Annotated in this window: 16 protein-coding genes; 5 read left to right on the top strand and 11 right to left on the bottom strand. The window is 67.5% G+C overall.

Translation table 11 applies throughout. The features are described 5' to 3' along the window. Positions 1–287: 287 nt before the first annotated feature. The 8 genes from O5I81_RS17520 to cysS form a co-directional block, all read right to left on the bottom strand. Positions 288–1,382, bottom strand: a complete 1,095-nt coding sequence (locus O5I81_RS17520; RefSeq protein WP_271066148.1) for an endo-1,4-beta-xylanase — start codon at positions 1,380–1,382, stop codon at positions 288–290. A 119-nt stretch (positions 1,383–1,501) separates the two neighbouring features. Further along, positions 1,502–1,912: a flagellar FliJ family protein gene (locus O5I81_RS17515; RefSeq protein WP_271066147.1), complete on the bottom strand. Its 411-nt coding sequence runs from the start codon at positions 1,910–1,912 to the stop codon at positions 1,502–1,504. After that, positions 1,909–3,246, bottom strand: a complete 1,338-nt coding sequence (fliI, locus tag O5I81_RS17510; protein WP_271066146.1) for a flagellar protein export ATPase FliI — start codon at positions 3,244–3,246, stop codon at positions 1,909–1,911. Before fliI ends, O5I81_RS17515 begins: the two co-directional genes overlap by 4 nt. 111 nt (positions 3,247–3,357) lie before the next feature. Then, the gene (thrS, locus tag O5I81_RS17505; protein WP_271066145.1) at positions 3,358–5,280 is read right to left on the bottom strand and encodes a threonine--tRNA ligase; all 1,923 of its coding nucleotides are present in this window, start codon (positions 5,278–5,280) and stop codon (positions 3,358–3,360) included. Beyond that, complete coding sequence (gene yidD, locus O5I81_RS17500; protein ID WP_271066144.1) at positions 5,277–5,522, bottom strand: membrane protein insertion efficiency factor YidD; 246 nt, start codon at positions 5,520–5,522, stop codon at positions 5,277–5,279. The genes thrS and yidD overlap by 4 nt, the downstream gene beginning before the upstream one ends. 60 nt (positions 5,523–5,582) lie before the next feature. Then, positions 5,583–6,035, bottom strand: a complete 453-nt coding sequence (locus tag O5I81_RS17495) for an iron-sulfur cluster assembly scaffold protein (RefSeq protein WP_271066143.1) — start codon at positions 6,033–6,035, stop codon at positions 5,583–5,585. Next, positions 6,032–6,499 (bottom strand): SRPBCC domain-containing protein, encoded by a 468-nt coding sequence (locus O5I81_RS17490; RefSeq protein ID WP_271066142.1) that lies wholly within the window; start codon positions 6,497–6,499, stop codon positions 6,032–6,034. The genes O5I81_RS17495 and O5I81_RS17490 overlap by 4 nt, the downstream gene beginning before the upstream one ends. A gap of 10 nt (positions 6,500–6,509) precedes the next feature. Beyond that, positions 6,510–7,925, bottom strand: coding sequence for a cysteine--tRNA ligase (gene cysS / locus O5I81_RS17485; RefSeq protein WP_271066141.1), 1,416 nt, complete (start codon positions 7,923–7,925; stop codon positions 6,510–6,512). A gap of 187 nt (positions 7,926–8,112) precedes the next feature. Here cysS and folE point away from each other — a divergent pair, with 187 nt between their 5' ends. Both folE and hisI read left to right on the top strand, forming a co-directional pair. Continuing rightward, positions 8,113–8,745 (top strand): GTP cyclohydrolase I FolE, encoded by a 633-nt coding sequence (gene folE / locus O5I81_RS17480; RefSeq protein WP_271066140.1) that lies wholly within the window; start codon positions 8,113–8,115, stop codon positions 8,743–8,745. 19 nt (positions 8,746–8,764) lie between these two features. Continuing rightward, on the top strand, positions 8,765–9,163 hold the full coding sequence (gene hisI, locus O5I81_RS17475; protein ID WP_271066139.1) for a phosphoribosyl-AMP cyclohydrolase: 399 nt from the start codon (positions 8,765–8,767) through the stop codon (positions 9,161–9,163). Between the two features lie 203 nt (positions 9,164–9,366). Here the strand turns inward: hisI and O5I81_RS17470 are convergent, their stop codons facing one another. Then, positions 9,367–11,025, bottom strand: a complete 1,659-nt coding sequence (locus tag O5I81_RS17470; protein WP_271066138.1) for an alkaline phosphatase D family protein — start codon at positions 11,023–11,025, stop codon at positions 9,367–9,369. Between the two features lie 62 nt (positions 11,026–11,087). On the opposite strand from O5I81_RS17470, the gene O5I81_RS17465 reads away from it, so the two are divergent. Beyond that, the gene (locus O5I81_RS17465) at positions 11,088–11,399 is read left to right on the top strand and encodes a ferritin (protein ID WP_271066137.1); all 312 of its coding nucleotides are present in this window, start codon (positions 11,088–11,090) and stop codon (positions 11,397–11,399) included. 237 nt (positions 11,400–11,636) lie between these two features. Here O5I81_RS17465 and O5I81_RS17460 read toward each other — a convergent pair whose 3' ends face one another. Then, entirely contained in the window at positions 11,637–14,258 is a 2,622-nt protein-coding gene (locus O5I81_RS17460) for a TonB-dependent receptor (protein WP_271066136.1), read from the bottom strand. 174 nt (positions 14,259–14,432) lie between these two features. Here O5I81_RS17460 and O5I81_RS17455 point away from each other — a divergent pair, with 174 nt between their 5' ends. Continuing rightward, positions 14,433–15,440 (top strand): RluA family pseudouridine synthase, encoded by a 1,008-nt coding sequence (locus O5I81_RS17455; protein ID WP_271066135.1) that lies wholly within the window; start codon positions 14,433–14,435, stop codon positions 15,438–15,440. Here the strand turns inward: O5I81_RS17455 and O5I81_RS17450 are convergent. Next, positions 15,414–15,818 carry a hypothetical protein gene (locus O5I81_RS17450; RefSeq protein WP_271066134.1) on the bottom strand — a complete coding sequence of 135 codons (405 nt, stop codon included), beginning with the start codon at positions 15,816–15,818 and terminating at the stop codon, positions 15,414–15,416. The two genes, O5I81_RS17455 and O5I81_RS17450, sit on opposite strands and share 27 nt — an antisense overlap. Positions 15,819–16,093: 275 nt before the next feature. On the opposite strand from O5I81_RS17450, the gene rpoH reads away from it, so the two are divergent. After that, complete coding sequence (gene rpoH / locus O5I81_RS17445; protein ID WP_271066133.1) at positions 16,094–16,981, top strand: RNA polymerase sigma factor RpoH; 888 nt, start codon at positions 16,094–16,096, stop codon at positions 16,979–16,981. Positions 16,982–17,090: the final 109 nt, after the last annotated feature.

Here is a 17,090-nt window from a genome sequence, read left to right as displayed (position 1 = left end):
TCAATGATGTACTGAATATGTCTAGACATATTCATCGCCTTTTCCGGCCTTCGTCCGGCGCCTTGACCGGTGCGTAGGTCGTCGCGAAGCCTTTTCGACCCACAAACCCCGCCGCCCGACCCACGACTCCCCTACGCCCGAAGCTACATTCCCGCGGCCTGAATCCACGCCAAACCCCACGGCTGCGGAGCTTTCAGCCGCGTCTCCGTCCGGATCGGGCGCCGCCGGCTATTTTTGTGGGTCGGAGCGCTCGCGGTATAATGGTTGCCGCTTCGATACCGTCCGTCCTAATCCCTGAGCGCCGCTTCCACCGCCAGGAACGCCGGCTTGGCCCGCCCGCCCGCATCGAACAGCAGCGGCGTGTCCGACCGGTCCTCCTTGACCAGCCAGCTCTCCGGATCGCGCACGCCCCAGATGGTGAAGGCGAACTGCTGCTGTTCCGGCAGGGCGGCGAAGGCGCTCATGGCCTCGGCGTACAGCCGGGCCTGGGCGGCCTCCTTCTCTTCGCGGGAGACGAACCAGCCGCCGGCCCGGACGATGGAGACGTCCATCTCCGAGACGTGCACCTTCAGGCCGAAACGGGCCAGCGCATTGATCGTGCGGGTCAGGGCGCCGGCGGGCAGGTCGGCGTTGCAGTGGGTCTGGCAGCCGATGCCGGTAATCGGAGCGCCGGCGTTGAGCAGGCGGTCGATCAGCCGCTGGTACTGGTCGAGCTTGGCCGGGTTGCTCTCCAGATTGTAGTCGTTGATCAGCAGCACCGCGTCCGGATCGGCCGCGCGGGCCACGTGAAAGGCGCGGACCATGTGGTCGATCTCGCCCAGGCGCCGGCTCCACAGGTGCTCGCGCAGGCCCGAGCCGTCGTCCTTTATCGGCTCGTTGATCACGTCCCAGCCGCTGGCGTGGCCGCGATAGCGGCCGACGAAGGCGGTGATGTAGTTGTCGTAGGCGCGGGCGAAGCTGGTGCGGCTTTCATCCAGGTTGACGAAGGCGGCCGGCGCCTGGGCGTACCAGATCAGGGTGTGGCCGAAGAGCTTGAGGCCGTGCCGGCGGGCAAAGCCGGCGATGGCGTCGGGGCGGTCGAAGCGGAAGGAGCCGTCGTCCTGGACGGTGTATTCCATCTTCATCTCCCACTCGGCGGTGAGCTGGGAGAAGTGTTCGGTGAGCAGGGCGGCGTAGGCCGGGTCGTCGAGGAAGCGGGCTTGGACGCAGGTCCCGATCGGGAACGGCGCCAGGGACTTCAGCGGCGGGACGGGTCCGGAGACCGGCTGGCCGTTGGCCCTGGGACCACAGGCGGCGAGGGCGAAACCTGAAGCTATAGCAAGACGACGAGAGACTCCCTTCCCCCTCGAGGGGGGAAGGGTCGGGGTTGGGGGTGCTCCCACCGGCTCTTCCGACGGAGTGAAATTGGGCGCCGGCGCCCCATTGCGCGCTTCCGGAGGCAGCGGGGATACACCCCCACCCAACCCTCCCCCCTCGAGGGGGAGGGCTTTTGTGGTGGGCTTCACCTGGCCGCCACCCGGCGCAGGCCGAGCTCGTCCAAGGCGGCCGTCTCGCGGCGGTTCTCTTCCCGGCGGGCGGCCTGGGCGGCCTTCTCGGCGACCTGCTCGTACTTCTTGAGGCCTTCGAAGGCTTCGTTCAGCGCGTCGCGGGCCCCTTCCTCTTCGGCGATCAGGCTGTCGATGTTGTCCTGGATGGCCTTGCGGCGGACCTTCACGCCGTCACGGAAGCCGACCAGATACCAGCCGGCCTCGGCGTCGGCGCGGGCGTTGGCCAGTTCGCTTTCGGCCTCGGCCTCGAGCACGGCCATGCGCAGTTCCCACTGGGTGCGGGCGTCGACAATGACGCTGAGCCGCTTCTGCAGTTCCTCGACCTGGAAATTGGACAAACGGATCAGGGAGCCGACGGCCTTCATGCGAACTCACTCTGCAGAATCTGGTCGAGATGGGCGAAACTGTCTTCCAGCGAGGTCGCCTCGTGGGCGTCCTGGCCGAGGAAGGCCTCGATGGCCGGATTCAGGGCGATGGCCCGGTCGACCACCGGATCAGCGCCGGCCCGATAGGCGCCGATGCGGATCAGCTCTTCCATGTTGGCCCAGGCCGCCATCACCTGGCGGGCGCCCTTGACCACGTCGCGTTCGTCCATGTTCTGGCAGCCGGGCATGGTCCGGCTGATGGACTTCAGCACATTGATCGCCGGGAAACGGCCGCGCTCGGCGATGGCCCGCTCCATGACGATGTGGCCGTCGAGAATGCCGCGCACGGCGTCGGCGATCGGCTCGTTGTGATCGTCGCCGTCGACCAGCACGGTGAACAGGCCGGTGATCGGTCCCGCCGTGGTGCCGTCCGGCCGGATCGGCCCGGGCCCGGCCCGCTCCAGCAGCTTGGGCAGCTCGGTGAAGACGGTCGGGGTATAGCCCTTGGTGGTCGGCGGCTCGCCGGCCGCCAGGCCGATCTCACGCTGCGCCATGGCGAAGCGCGTGACGCTGTCCATCAGGCAGAGGACTTCCATGTCCTTGTCACGCAGGGCTTCGGCCACGGCCAGGGTCATGTAGGCGGCCTGGCGGCGCTTGAGAGCGGGTTCGTCGGAGGTGGCGACGATGACGACGGCGCGCTTGAGACCCTCCTCGCCAAGGGTCTCCTCGATGAACTCGCGCACTTCCCGGCCCCGTTCGCCGATCAGCCCCACCACGACCGCGTCGCAGTCGGCCTGGCGGGCCAGCATGGAGAGGAGCACCGACTTGCCGACGCCCGACCCGGCGAAGATGCCCAGGCGCTGGCCCCGGCAGGTGGTGGTGAAGACGTTCATGGCCCGGACGCCGAGGTCCAGCCGCTCGCCGACCCGGCCGCGGGCGTGAGCCGGGGGCGGGGAGGCGCGCAGGGGATAGCTGGCTTCTCCCTGCGGCAGGGGCCCCTTGCCGTCGATGGGCTCGCCGAAGGCGTCGATGATGCGGCCGAGCCAGGCCTTGCTGGGGCGCACGGATGCGCCGTCCGGCTGGATGCGGATCTCGGCCCCGGGCGCGACGCCCTCTACGGGCCCGAATGGCATGAGCAGGGCGCGGGCGTCGCGGAAGCCGACCACCTCGGCGGCCAGCGGCGAGGCGGCGCGGCGGGTGATCTCGGCCCGGGCCCCGACGGCGAGGTGGCTGAGGCCGCCACGCGCCTCGATCAGCAGCCCGTTCACGGCCGCCACCCGACCATAGACGGTCAGGGGCTCGATACGCTCGACGGCGGCGATGAGACTGCGCAAGGAGGTGAAAATCCAGCCCGGGTTACAGGCTGACGATTCTGGGCGTGTGGCATTAACCGGTAGTGAAGAGTCCGCCCCTTCCGGCAGGGGAAGGGGCGGCGCCTTGACGCATCAGCGCTTCAGGTCCGGCGGCGTCGCTTCCGCCGTCAGCAGGGCGATAGCCTCCTCGACCGTGACGATGGTCTGGTCCTGCGATCCGAACCGGCGGATGGCGACCTTGCCTTCCTCGGCCTCCTTGCGGCCGACGACGGCGATGACCGGGACCTTGGCCAGGCTGTGCTCGCGGATCTTGTAGCCGACCTTCTCGTTGCGAAGATCGGTCTCGACCCGCAGGCCAGCGGCCTTGAACTTCGCCGCCGTGGCGACCGCGAACTCATCGGCGTCCGAGGTGATCGTCGCCACCACGGCCTGCACGGGCGACAGCCACAGCGGGAAGGCCCCGCCGTAGTTCTCGATCAGGATGCCGAGGAAACGCTCGAAGGTGCCGAGGATGGCGCGGTGGAGCATGACCGGGCGGTGCTTCTGGCCGTCCTCGCCGACGTATTCGGCGTCGAGGCGTTCAGGCAGCACGAAGTCGAGCTGCAGCGTGCCGCACTGCCAGGTGCGGCCGATGGCGTCCTTCAGGTGGAACTCGAGCTTCGGGCCGTAGAAGGCGCCCTCGCCCGGCAGCATCTCCACCGTCATGCCGGCGGCGATGGCGGCCCGTTCCAGCTTGCTCTCGGCGATGTCCCAGACCTCGTCCGTGCCGGCCCGCAGCTCGGGCCGCAGGGCGAGCTTGACGCTGTGCAGCTCGACGCCGAGGTCCTCGTAAACCTGGTAGAGCAGCTTCACGAAGGTCGTCGTCTCGCTCTCGATCTGGTCGTCTCGGCAGAAGATGTGGCCGTCGTCCTGGGTGAAGGCCCGAACCCGCATGATGCCGTGCAGGCCGCCCGAAGGCTCGAACCGGTGACAGGCGCCGAACTCGCCCATGCGCAGCGGCAGCTCGCGGTAGGACTTCTGGCCGACGTTGAAGATCTGCACATGGCCGGGGCAGTTCATCGGCTTGACGGCCAGGCTCTCGCCCTCGGCCGTTTCGCAGGTGAACATGGCGTGGCCGAACTTCTCCCAGTGGCCCGACGTCTGCCACAGGGAGCGGTCGAGGATCTGGGGCGTCTTGACCTCGACGTATCCTCCCGCCTCGGTCATGCGGCGCATGTAGGCCTCCAGGGCGCGGTACATGGTCCAGCCCTTGGGGTGCCAGAACACCATGCCCTTGCCCTCTTCCTGGATGTGGAAGAGGTCCATGATCTTGCCGATCTTGCGGTGATCGCGCTTCTCGGCCTCCTCGACGCGCTTGAGGTGCGCGGCGAGGTCTTCCTCGGTGGCCCAGGCCGTGGCGTAGATGCGCTGCAGCTGGGCGTTGTTCTGGTCGCCGCGCCAGTAGGCGCCGGCCAGCTTGGTCAGCTTGAAGGCCTTGCCGACATGCTTGGTCGACGGCAGGTGGGGACCCCGGCAGAGGTCCTTCCAGTTCCCCTGGCGATAGACCGTGATCTCGTCCGTGCCGGGCAGGTCGCGGATGATCTGGGCCTTGTATTGCTCGCCGATGCTGTCGAAGTGGGCGATCGCCTCCTCGCGGTCCCAGACCTCGCGGGTGATCTTCTCGTCGCGATCGACGATCTCGCGCATCTTCTTCTCGATGGCGGCGAAGTCGTCCGTCGAGAACGGCGTCTCGCGGGCGAAGTCGTAATAGAAGCCGTCCTCGACGTTGGGACCGATGGTCACCTGGGCATCGGGGAACAACTCCTGCACCGCCTCGGCCAGCACGTGGGCGGCGTCGTGGCGGATGGTATCGAGCGCGTCGGGGTCGCTGCGGTCGACGAACTCGACCTTGCCGCCGTGGGGCAGGGGGCGGTCGAAGTCGTAGAGCTTGCCGTCGAGGCGGACGAGCAGGGTGCGCTTCTCAAGCGATTTGGAGATGGCGGCGGCGACGTCCCGGCCGCTGCTGCCTTCGGGATACTGACGGGCGGAGCCGTCGGGGAAAATCAGGTCGATCATGACACTTCGCATTTTCTTTTCGGCGGAGGGACCGGGTCGTATCCGGAACCGCCCCAGGGATGGCATCTGCACAGGCGATGGACGGTCAGGTAGCCGCCCTTGATCGGTCCGTGCTGGATCAGGGCGTCGCGGCCGTAGTCCGAACAGGTCGGAAGAAAGCGGCACTGGCGCCCCGTCCACGGGGACAGCGTGACCTTGTAGGCGCGGTGCGCCAGCCGGACGCTGCGTTCATAGAGGGTCATGCCGACGCGCATGTGATGGGTGAACGAAGCCCCGCGCTTACCCCGCGCAGCCGCACGGGATCAAGCCGCGTCGGCGCCGCTAGTTCGTGCTTTCGCCTGCTGGACAGCAGCCAGCGCCGCCTCGAAAGCCAGCAGGCTCGAGGCGTGACGGGCGGGATAGTCCTTCACGGGCATCAACACGGCCAGGTCCTTGAAACGTCCTTCAGGCGGTGCGCCGCCTTCCTTCAGCATAGCACGGAATGCATCGCGCGCCGTTTCAATTTCGTGCGCCGTGGCGCCGATGACGTTCTCGCCGAGCACGGCGGCGGCGGCCTGGCCGAGCGCGCAGGCCTGGACCTCCTGGGCGAAGTCGGCGACGTGGCCGCTGTCGTCGAGGGTGACGTCGGCGGTGATCCGGCTGCCGCACAGCTTGGCGACACGTTCCGCCGACCCCTGCGGCGCAGCCAGGCGCCCGGCGCGCGGCATGTTGGCGGCCAAGGCGAGGATGCGGGCGCTGTAGAGGTCGTCGATCATCGGGGCTTATTTGGGAGGTCGCCGCCCGCATGCCAACGCTTTTCGGCCTCGGCCTTCAGCGCCTCGCCGAACTGTTCGTAGGCCTCGCGGATCTTGAAGCGGATGGCGCGCGGCACGGCGAAATCGACCAGCAGGCCCTGATACAGTTCGCCGTTCGAGAAGATGCAGCTGCCGGGGGTCAGCTCCTCGATCTCGAAGAAGCGGGTGCCGGTCACCCAACCGCGCATCATCTTGGTGCGCCAGTGGATGTGGTCGTAGGGCGCCCAGTCGAGGACCACGGGCCGGATGTTGTGAACCTTCAGGCCCGGGACATGCTCGTCGATGTCCAGCACCGAGCCGATACGGATGGTCCCGGCGGCCCGCGGATACATGGGACACCAGTCGCCCCAGTGATCGAGGTCGCTGAGCACCTCCCAGATGGAGTCGGTATTGGCCTGGATGCCGATGCGGTGTTCGATCTTCATCTCGGCTGTCCTATTCCCCGGCGGCCTTCAAGCGCCAGGTGGCCCCTTGCGGGCCGTCCATCACCACAACGCCCAGCGCGTCCAGCTCGCCGCGGATGCGGTCGGCGGTCGGCCAGTCCTTCGAGGCGCGGGCCTCGGCGCGTTGCACCAGCAGGGCCTCGACCTGGTCCTTCAGGCCGTCGGCCGCCGCGCCCTGGAACCACTCGCCGGGGGCCTTCTGCAGGAAGCCCAGCAGGGCGCCGGCGGTGACCAGGTCGTCGCGGGCGCCTGCAATGGCGGACTTGTCGCCTTCGGCGATGGCCGTGCGCAGGTCGTCCGACAGGGCGAAGAGCGCCGACAGCGCCTTGGGCGTATTGAGGTCGTCGAGCAGGGCATATTCGACGTCCCGCGCCTTCTCCCCGACCTCGGCCCCGGCCTTGGCCGTTCCGACCTCCCGGGCCGCGTCCTGCAACGCCCCATAGAGACGGTCCAGCGCCTTGCGGCTCTGGTCGAGCAGGCTCTCGGTCCAGTCGAGCGGCTGGCGGTAGTGGGCGCTGAGCAAGGCCCAGCGGACCAGTTCACCGGGCACGACCTGCAACAGCTCATGCGGGATGATGACGTTGCCCAGGCTCTTGGACATTTTCGTCCCGTCCATGTCGAGGAAGCCGTTGTGCATCCAGAAGCGGGCGAATTCGCCGCCGTGGTGAGCGCAGGTCGCCTGGGCCAGCTCGTTCTCATGGTGCGGGAAGACCAGGTCGATGCCGCCGCCGTGAATGTCGATGGGCAGGCCCAGCACCTGTTCGATCATCGTCGAGCATTCGCTGTGCCAGCCTGGACGGCCGTCGCCCCAGGGCGAGGGCCAGCGCGGTTCGTGGGGCTTGGACGGCTTCCACAGCACGAAGTCGGCGGCATGGCGCTTGTAGGGGGCGACCTCGACGCGGGCCCCGGCGATCATGTCGTCGAGGCTGCGGCCCGACAGCTGGCCATAGTCCTTGGCCGCCTGCGTATCGAACAGCACATGGCCCTCGGCCTCGTAGGCGCCGCCCTTGGTGATCAGGTCGGCGATGGCCTCGACCATCTCCTTGATGAAGTCGGTGGCCCTGGGCTGATGCGTCGGCCGCAGGGCGCCGAGCGCATCCATGTCCTCCAGATAGGCCTTGAAGAAGCGCTCGGTGATGACGCCGATCTCGACGCCTTCATCGGCGGCCTTCTGGTTGATCTTGTCGTCCACATCGGTGACGTTGCGAGCATAGACCACCTGGTCCTCGCCATAGAGATGGCGCAGCAGGCGGAACAGCACATCGAAGACCACGACCGGCCGGGCGTTGCCGATATGGGCGTATCCGTAAACGGTGGGGCCGCAGACATACATCGTCACCCGCTTGTCGTTGGCGGGTTCGAAGGGCCGCTTCTTGCGGGCCATGGTGTCATACAGCTTGAGGGTCATGGTCTCTGGTGCAGTTTTTCTGGTGACAGTTACGCGACGTTGCGGCTTGCCCGTTTGCAGGGGCGTCCCATATAGCTGTGGCTGCCCGAGTAGGCCACGGCCTGCGGGAACGTGATTGAGGTGGCACGCGTCTTTCCGGAGCGATCGTCGTTCCGGCGCAACTCAGCCTCAAGGGACCCTCTCCGACATGGACGCCATCACCGAGCGAACCCTGGCCACCTCCGGCCTTGATCTTGAACCCGTAAAGCGTCCGAGCCGCGAAGAGGCCATGGAGGCTGTCCGCACCCTGATCGCCTGGGCCGGCGACGACCCGCGCCGCGAGGGCGTGCTCGATACGCCCAAGCGGGTGGTCGATGCCTATGGCGAATGGTTCGAGGGCTACACCGCCGATCCCGGCAAGGAACTGTCGCGCATCTTCGAGGACGTTCAGGGCTATGACGACATCGTCTTCCTGAAGGACATCGAGGTCGAGAGCCACTGCGAGCACCACATGGCCCCGTTCCTCGGCAAGGCCTACGTCGCCTACATGCCGACCAACCGGGTGGTGGGGATTTCCAAGCTGGCGCGCGTGGTCGAGATCTTCGCCAAGCGCCTGCAGACGCAGGAAACCATGACCCAGCAGATCGCCGACGCGATCTGTGACAGCCTCAAGCCGGCCGGCGTGGCCATCCTGATCGACGCCGAGCACCAGTGCATGACCACCCGCGGCGTGCACCACCGCAACGTCTCGACCATCACCACCCAGTTCCGCGGCGTGTTCAAGACCGACGCCAGCCTGCGCGACCGCTTCCTCGGCTTTGTCGAGATGGGCAAGCGGTAGTCAATCAAGGAGGGGAGGCGTGTTTCCCACCGCCCCCGATACGGAAAGCCTCGAACGCGGCGCGATCATCGCGCCGCGCTTTGACGCCAATGGCCTGATCGCCGCCGTCGCCCAGCACGCCGACAGCGGCGAGGTGCTGATGCTGGCCTGGATGAACGCCGAGGCCTTGCGGCTGACGCTGGACACCGGCGAGGCCCACTATTTCAGCCGCTCGCGGAACGCTCTCTGGAAAAAGGGCGAGACCAGCGGCCAGGTGCAGACCATCGTCGAGGTCCGACTCGACTGCGACCAGGATGCGGTGCTGCTCAAGGTCCGGCCACAGGGCGACGGCGGCGCCTGCCACGTCGGCTTCCGCTCGTGCTTCTACCGGCTGGTCGTTGACGGCCAGCTCATAGAAAATTCCTCCTCCGACGCGTAGCGGCGGGGGAGGGGGACCGCCGCCGAAGGCGGTGGTGGAGGGGGCGGCACCGGCTTGTCCGGTTGAGTTACGTTCTGGCGCGGCCGTGACCGCTGCATTCATGATCATCGTCGAGGGCCGGCGCTGCCCCCTCCACCACCGGCCCTGAAGTCGGGCCGGCGGTCCCCCTCCCCCGTGACTTCGTCCCGGAGGAGGAACCTGGATCAGGCGAGCTTGCTCACCCCGGTTCCGTCCGGGGTGACGGTGAAGGTCTTCAGCGTCTTCACCTCATACTCCGGCGCGAAGATCGTAGAGACGGCGACCATTTCGGCGACCGCCTTCTCTTTCGTCAGGGTCAGCTTCACGAAGCCCTTGGCGGCGCTGTCGGCGAATTTCACTTCCGGATTGCGGGCGATCAGCGCCTCGTTCAGCGGCACGCCCGGCAGCATGTCCGCGAACCCGGGGCTGGTGATTCCCGTCGTGCCGAATTCGGCGGCGACCAGGGTTCCGGACAGGTCCGACAACTCGTTGGCCCAGAAGCTGTGGCTGTCGCCGGCCAGCACGATCGGCCGGGCCTTGGTCGCCTTGAAGGTCGCATAGACCCGCTCGCGGTCGGCCGGATAGCCGTCCCACTGGTCGAGGTTGACCGGGATCGGCGTCGCCGACAGCTGCGAGGAGACGGTCACCGCCTGGGCGACATAGTCCGGCACCGACTTCAGCAGCTTGCCCCAGGCGTCCTCGCCCATGGTCTTGCGCAGGTCGGGGCTGAGCACCTTGCCCATGACGATCTGGTTGCCGATCACCTGCCAGGTCTCGCCGGCCTTGACCGAGCGGCCCAGTTCCCCGGCCAGCCAGGCATGCTGGCGCTCGTCCATCAGGCGGCGGGCCGGGTCGTTGAGCCTGGTCATGAAACCGGCGATGTCGGGCTTGCCGTCGACCATCAGGTCGCGGCCGGCGTCCATGGCCTCGGTGCGGGCCGTCAGCCGGGTCTCGGTCATCAGCAGGGTGGCCAGATCGCCGAAGCGGAACGACCGGTAGATCGCTGCCGACATCGCGCCGGCCGGATCACGGATCGGCATCCATTCGAAGTAGGCCTTCAGGGCGGCGGCCTTGCGGGTGGCCCAGTCGCCTTCCTTGTCCGGGCTGTGGTTCTCGGCCCCGCTGACCCAGCTGTCGTTGGCCGTCTCATGGTCGTCCCAGACCACGATCCAGGCGGCGCGGGCGTGGGCGGCCTGCAGGTTGGCGTCGGCCTTGTAGCAGGCGTGGCGCCGACGGTAGTCGCTCAGGGTGAGGATCTCGGTCGGCGGATCGAGCTTGCGGTCCTTGGCAACCGGCGAGCCAGCCCCGTATTCGCTCGCCCCGTACTCGTAGATGTAGTCGCCCAGGTGGATGACGGCGTCGACCCGGTCCATCCGCGCGATCGCGTCGTAGGCGTTGAAGTAGCCCTGGATGAACAGGGCGCAGCTGGCCACGGCCAGCACAACCTCGTCGGTCTTCTCGGGCAGGGTGCGGCCCCGGCCGACCGGCGAGAGCGTCTTGCCGACCTTGAAGCGGTAGAAATACTCGGTCCCGGCCTTCAGCCCGTCGACATCGACCTTGATGGTCCAGTCGCGGTCGGCGGTGGCGGCGACCTTGATGAGGCGCGGCTTGGCGAAGCTGGCGTCTGTGGCGATGTGCAGTTCGCCGTTGATGTCTTCCAGGCCGTGGCCGTCATGCGGCGTCAGGCGGGTCCAGACGATCAGGCGGTCCTGCAGGGGATCGCCCGAGGCGACGCCGTGGTTGAAGGCGCCCATGACATGGTCGCCGTGCGCGCGGGCCGAACCGGCGATGGCGGAAGCGCCGAGGCCGAAGCCGGCCAACAATTTGCGTCTGTCGATGTTCATGGTCTTCCCCTGCGGCGCTTTCGTGCGTTCTTGTCGTTCCATCCGACAACAAGGAGATGACAGTGTCCAGCGAAGGCCTCCACGTTCCCCGCGAAAAGCTCAAAGCGAAGACGTTGAATCTGCACTACGCCATATCTTCGCTGATCGAGGAGTTGGAAGCCGTCGATTGGTATCGCCAGCGCGCGGACGACTGCGACGACGAGGAGCTGCGCAAGATCCTGCTGCACAATGCGCATGAAGAGATCGAGCACGCCGCCATGGCGCTTGAGTGGATCCGGCGCAACGACAGCGAATTCGACGATCAGCTGAAAGAGTACCTGTTCACCGAAGGCTCGATCACCGGCAAGGAAGAGGAAGCGACGGGGAAGGGCTGACGCCAATTCCTCCTCCGGCGCACAGCGACGGGGGAGGGGGACCGCCGGGCCGACTTAAGGCCCGGTGGTGGAGGGGGCAGCGCCGGCGGATCGGGTTGATCATGAACGCAGCTATCGCCGCCTCCGCCAGAAAGCTCTTTGTCCTGACAGGCCGGCGCAGCCCCCTCCACCACGCCCTTCGGCCGCGGTCCCCCTCCCCCGTGGGCTACGCCCCCGGAGGAGGAACTGATCCGTCTGCTAGAACGTCCAGCCGATGCTGCCGCCGACCATCCGCGGCGCGCCGGGGATGAAGGTCGGCAGGCCGAGGCTGTCGCCGGTGTTGCCGGCGTCGATGATGTAGTCTTCGTCGGTCAGGTTGGTGGCGAACAGCTCGAAGGTGACATTGGTGTTCGCCGGGCGGTAGCTGGCCCGCAGATTCACCAGCCCGTAGCTGTCCTGCTTCTCGTCCTGAATGTTGTCGGCGACGAAGGCGCCGGGCGGCTGCTGGAACACCGCGCGGTCGTTGTTGTCGTCGAAGAAGACCTCCGACTGCCAGCTGTAGCTGGGGCGGATGTCGAAGGTGCCGCCGAGGGCGTCGAAGCTCCAGCTGGCGGCCAGCGACAGGGTGTGGTCCGGCGACAGGCGGAAGTGGTTGCCGTCGTAGGCGCCGCCGTCGAAGCGGGCGTGGCTGTAAGCATAGGTGGCGTAGAGGTTCAGGCCGGGCGCCGCGCGCCAGTCCATTTGCCCCTCGAAGCCATAGGCCTTGGCCTTGCCGGCGTTGGCGATGGTGAACACCACCCCGTCCTGGATGACGGTCTGGAAGTCCTGGTAGTCGTAATAATAGACCGAGCCGTCGAGCCGCAGCCGGCCGTCCAGGAGGGCGGCCTTGGCGCCGACCTCGTAGCTGTCGACGGTCTCGGCCTCGATGGCGTCGAAGCGGGCCGCGCCGCCCGGCGTGGTCGGAGCCCCGGTGGCGAGGATCTCGGGGCGACGGCCTCGGGCGTAGCTGGCGTAGAGGTTGAGGTCGTCGCTGACCGCGTAACGGCCGACCAGGCGCCAGGTAAAGGCCTCGTCGGTGTGGCTCATCGCCGTGCCGTCGCCGTTGCCCGCGGTCGGCTGGAAGGTCAGGCCGAAGTTGGGCAGGGCCGATTCCGGGATCAGCTGCACGAGCGGGCTCTGCAGGGCGCCGAGGATGGCGTTGGCCTGGGCCAGCAGGGCGTTGCCCTGGGTGACGTTGGCCGGGATGCCGCTGGCGATCAGTTGGTTGGCCTGGCCGGCCAGCTGGGCCGCCCCGATGGCGCCGCCGAGCACGCTGCGGCCGCCGACGGTGAAGGAGCGGAAGCCGGTGTCCTTCTCATCGCGGGTGTAGCGCAGGCCGGCCGAGATCTCGAATTTGTCGGTCACCGCGAAGGTCCCGTCGACGAACAGGTCGAGGGCGTCGAGGTCGCTGGTGGTCTGCACCGCCTCGGTATGATTGCCGCGCAGATTGGCGGCGATGGCCTGGGCCTGGGGCGTCGTCAGGACGATGGCCGGGTCGAAGGCGGCGGTGTTGGGATTTTCCGACAGTTGGGCGACCAGGCCCTGGATCAGGGCGCCGGTGAAGGCCGTGTTGCCGAAATAGGCCATCGGCGCGGGCGTGTTGGCCGGCAGGCCGGAGCCGGCGGCGCCGGCATTCAGCTGGCCGGTCAGGTCGGCGAGGCCGAGGCGCTCGTCGAACTGCAGGGGAATCAGCTGCTCGCTCTCATTCTTGAACCAGCTGAGGCCCGCGAAGCCCTTGAAGCGGCCGCCGTCGTCGAAGTTCAGGCGGAACTCCTGGCTCCACTGCTTGTCCTGGGCGTCGTTCAGCCCGGTCAGCAGGGGCTGGCTCAGGCCGTCGGCGTCGAACACCTCCTGGCTGTCGAACTCGCGGTAGGCGGTGATCGAGCTGAGGGTGAAGCTGTCGTTCAGGTCCCAGGTGATCAGGCCCGTAACACCCTGCACCGTGCGGTCGACGCCCAGCTCGTCGCCGCCGATGAAGCCGGCGGGGGCGCCGATGGCGGCGCCGTCCCGCACGTCCGTGCCGGCGAGCACGGCGCCGGTGACCGGATCGGTCTGGTTGTAGTTCAGCGACTTGAAGGCGGTGCCGGCGGCGCGGTCCTGCTGCCAGTTGACCAGCAGGTCGGCGCGGAAGCTGTCGTTCGGCTCATAGGCCATCGCGAGGCGCCAGGCGGCGCTGTCGACCGACTGGAAGTCGTCGCCCTCGCCCAGGTTCTCGACATAGCCGTCGCGCTGGCGCCAGCGGCCGGCCAGGCGGATGGCGAAGGCGTCGCTGTAGGCGCCGTTGACCATGCCATCGACCTGCATCAGGCCGAAGTCGCCGCCGGTGACCTTCAGGGCGGCGTCGAAGCCGGACGGGTCGGCCTTGGCCTGGATGACGTTGACGGCCCCGATCAGGGCGCCGCGGCCGTAGAGGGTCGATTGTGGGCCCTTGGCCACCTCGACGCGCTCGAGATCGAACAGTTCGACGTAGCTGCCTTGCGCCTTCGAGATCGAAACGCCGTCCTGGAACACCGAGACGCGGGCTTCCGAGAAGCTGTCGGTGGAGTCCGAGGTGATGCCGCGTATCACGAAGCCGGGGTTGTTGGGCGACTGGTCCTGGACCTCGAAGCCCGGGGTGAACAGCGCCAGGTCGGCGAAGTCCTCAACGCCGAGTTTCTCAAGCCGCTGGCCGCTGAGGGCGGTCAGGGCGATCGGCACATCGACCGCCTGCTGCTCGCGCTTCTGGGCGGTGACGACGATCTCCTCGACCGAATCCGCCTCCTGGGCGTGCACGGCGGTGGAGAAGGCAATGGCGGAAAGACCCGCTGCGGCGAGCAGCAGGCGACGGTAAGACGGCGTCATAGTTCGTATCCCCTCGAACCTGAACAGTGATCAGGTGGAGCTAGGGGGATTGCATGACGCTGTCACGACGATTGTGCGAAATCGGGAAACTAAAAGGGCTTGCGGCGACCCAAGGGGGAGAACGCCCCGGTCTGTCGGTTGACCCGGGCCCCTGCCGGCGGCACGGATGGCTTCATGAGCGACGAGAGCCTGCCTGATGATCAGATCGCGGAGGGCGACGACGCGGTCGACCTCGGCCTCCGTGTGGTCGAGGTCCCCGAGGCCGGCGGTCGCCTGGACAAGGTGCTGGCCGACCTGGTCGCCGAGCTGTCGCGCGGCCGGATCCAGGCGCTGATGGCGGCCGGGCTGATCCGGCGGGACGGCCGGCCGGTGACCGACGCCTCGGCCAAGGCCCAGGCCGGGACCTACGAGATTTCCATCCCCGCGCCCGTCGCCGCCGAGCCCCGGCCTGAAGCCATCCCGCTGACGGTGCTCTACGAAGACCAGCACCTGATCGTCATCGACAAGCCGGCCGGCATGGCCGCCCATCCGGGGCCGGGCACCGAGAGCGGCACCCTGGTCAACGCCCTGCTGCACCATTGCGGTGATAGCCTGTCGGGGATCGGCGGGGTGCTGCGGCCCGGCATCGTCCACCGCCTCGACAAGGACACCAGCGGGGTGATGGTGGCGGCCAAGTCCGACGCCGCCCACGCCGGCCTATCCGCCCTGTTCGCGACCCACGACATCGAGCGGGCCTACATCGCCTTCACCCGTGGCGCGCCGTCGCCGGCTGAGGGCGTGATCCAGACCCAGATCGGCCGTAGCCCGCACGACCGCAAGAAGATGGCGGTGCTGAAAGCCGGCGGCCGCGAGGCGATCACCCACTATACCGTCGAGCAGACGTACGGCGGTTCGAAGCCGGTGGCGGCCCGCGTCCGCTGCGTGCTGGAAACCGGCCGCACCCACCAGATCCGCGTCCACCTGGCCAGCAAGGGCGCGCCCTGCCTGGGCGATCCGGTTTACGGAAATGGAGCGCCGGCGAATGCCGTGCGGGCCATCATCGAAACGGCCGGCCTGGCGCGGCAGGCGTTGCATGCGGCCGTGCTCGGTTTCGTGCACCCGGTGACCGGCGAGCGCCTGCGCTTCGAAACCCCGCTGCCGGCCGACATGGCGGCGCTAGAGGTCGGTCTGCTGGCTCTCTGACGGCCTCGTGGTGAAGCGGATCAGGGTGGGCGCCAGGGGGACCCCTTCGCCGCTGCGAAAGTTCCGGAAGCGCGTGCTGTTCAGCGAAAAGGCGTAGGTGCGCCCCGACCTCAGACTGATGTCGGCGAACAGGGTATCGCCGTGTCGAAAAACCGGCATCCTGATCTCCGGCCATTCGCCCTGGTCGCTCTTCACGAACGACCAGCTGTTTCGCATCTGGCGGTCGAACATGATGCTAAGCACCCGGATGCCAGGGTCGATGTTCGTCAGGCCGTTGGTGGGCGTGATGCTGAGGATGGCCGGGGGAGTCGGTTCGGCGGCCAGCGCGGGGCGCGCCAGCGCCAGCAGAGGAAGGAAAAGAACAGACCTGCGATGCATGGATTGCCTCCGTCAGCCAAAAGTTGAGTTGGCGGGGCCGGCCTGTCAAATCCGGATCCCGCCAACGGGTCGATCTTTTCTGAAAACCCTCTCAGGGCTTTTCGATACCTGACTCCCGCGCTCAGGATTATACCCACCGTCGGATTACAAACGCGTCATGGCCTTTGAAACGCCGCAACGGGTTCTTATGTGATCCATTGGAACGGGGGCGGGTGGCCTGTGCCGCGGAGCGGGCAGACCCGGAACGCCTGCCGATATAGGGGAAAGACAAGATTATGGCTGCTGCATCACTCTCCGTCATGTCGCCCGATGGCGGCCTGTCGCGCTACCTCAGCGAGATCCGCAAGTTCCCCATGCTGGCGCGGGACGAAGAGTTCATGCTCGCCAAGCGCTGGAAGGAACATGAGGACCCGGAGGCCGCCCACCGCATGGTGACCAGCCACCTGCGCCTCGTCGCCAAGATCGCGATGGGCTATCGCGGCTACGGCCTGCCGATCGGGGAAGTGATCTCCGAGGGCAACGTCGGCCTGATGCAGGCGGTCAAGAAATTCGAGCCCGACAAGGGCTTCCGCCTGGCCACCTACGCCATGTGGTGGATCCGCGCCTCGATCCAGGAATACATCCTGCGCAGCTGGTCGCTCGTGAAGATGGGCACCACGGCGGCGCAGAAGAAGCTGTTCTTCAACCTGCGCAAGGCCAAGAGCCAGATCAGCGCCTTCGAGGACGGCGACCTGCTGCCCGAGCACGTCACCTCCATCGCCACCAAGCTGGGCGTGCAGGAATCGGAAGTGGTGTCGATGAACCGGCGCCTGTCCGGTCCCGACGCCTCGCTGAACGCGCCGATGCGCGTCGACGGCGACGCCGAGTGGCAGGACTGGCTGTCGGACGACAATCAGGTTTCGCAGGAAACCGAGCTGGCCGAGAACGAAGAGAAGTCCCTGCGCATGGGCCTGCTCGAGGAAGCCATGGCCGAGCTGTCGGACCGTGAACGTCACATCATGACCGAGCGCCGCCTGCGCGACGACCCGACCACCCTGGAAGACCTGGCCTCGCAATACGGCGTCAGCCGCGAACGGGTCCGCCAGATCGAGGTGCGGGCCTTCGAGAAGCTGCAGAAGGCCATGCAGGCCGCGGCCCGCGACCGGAACCTGGTCGAGGCGTAAGCGGTGCGGCCTCCCTCCCCAAATTGGGGAGGGCAGACGCGCGGTTACGCGCGTCGGGTGGGGAAGTCGGTCACTGACCTCCCCGAGCAAGCACTGAGAAGCCTAACCG

Source organism: Caulobacter sp. NIBR1757 (assembly GCF_027912495.1).
In the GTDB taxonomy this organism is placed as follows: Bacteria; Pseudomonadota; Alphaproteobacteria; order Caulobacterales; family Caulobacteraceae; genus Caulobacter.
Note: the sequence above shows the minus strand (reverse complement) of the source record. Positions and strands in the feature narration are given on the sequence as shown.